Below are 855 nucleotides of genomic sequence, written 5' to 3' on the forward strand. Positions count from 1 at the left end.
AATTCAAAACGAGTATCGATTTTTTTTAGTTGTTGGGCTTCTACCATGGCTTGTTTATAGCGATCACGAAGACATGTTTTAAAATTAAAAGCGACAATCCTTTTATTTTTCGTAAATAACACTAAATCAAATTTAATGTCAGGGATAAAAAATAAATAAGCTTGAGGATATAAATTGATGATTCCTTGGTTTTGAAAATAGAATAAAATGAGATATTCATTGATTTTACCGCGGATGACTTTTTGGCTTTGAGAGTGATAGTTGTTATCAGTTAAATATTGATTGAGTAGATGGTGATGATGACACATATATTCATTAAAATTAAGTGAAAATGATGATTTATGAAAAAGTTTTTTTAAAATATCAACACATTGAGTGTTAATATTGAATTGTTTAATGTGGTAAAAATCTTCGTTATTTAACATTTTGCTTCCTTTCTCAAGAAAAAAAGACCTTTTTTTAAGGTCTTTTCTTCTTAATTTTTTTCGTTTTCCAAGTAACAGTCCCATCAGGTTTGATGGTTTTAATTTTTCCGTTATGGTAATAAAAATAAAGATTACCGTTTTGACATTTTTTCTTAATAACAATGGCCATTATCTTTCTCCTAGATATTTCATAATTTTTTGAATATTAGATGTAATGGGATCACTTCCATTTAAGATTAATTTCTTAATGTCACTAGTATAATGAGTTAAATAATGATTGTATCCTTGACGAACAGTTTGAAAATAGGTTAATGATTGTTTTTCAATGAGATCTCTTTGATGGTTTTTTTGTTTTTTCTTTCTAGTTCTTCCGATAAAAGGGTCAATATCTAAATAAATTAATGAATCAGGTTTTTTAAGATAGTTTCAT

Annotated in this window: 1 protein-coding gene and 1 pseudogene; both read right to left on the reverse strand. The window is 26.5% G+C overall.

Translation table 11 applies throughout. From position 1 onward, the window contains the following. A pseudogene (locus tag OL66_RS03150) lies at nt 1-425 on the reverse strand (hypothetical protein); the annotation flags it as partial. A 34-nt stretch (nt 426-459) separates the two neighbouring features. Next, nucleotides 460-594 (reverse strand): hypothetical protein, encoded by a 135-nt coding sequence (locus OL66_RS04490; RefSeq protein WP_274518124.1) that lies wholly within the window; start codon nt 592-594, stop codon nt 460-462. Nucleotides 595-855 lie beyond the last annotated feature (261 nt).

It is taken from the genome of Chrysanthemum yellows phytoplasma, assembly GCF_000803325.1.
Lineage (GTDB): Bacteria > Bacillota_I > Bacilli_A > Acholeplasmatales > Acholeplasmataceae > Phytoplasma > Phytoplasma asteris.

What these genes read in the sequence shown, in the direction of transcription:
- OL66_RS04490 (WP_274518124.1), bottom strand. Translation starts at nt 594, where the DNA reads ATGGCCATTGTTATTAAGAAAAAATGTCAAAACGGTAATCTTTATTTT.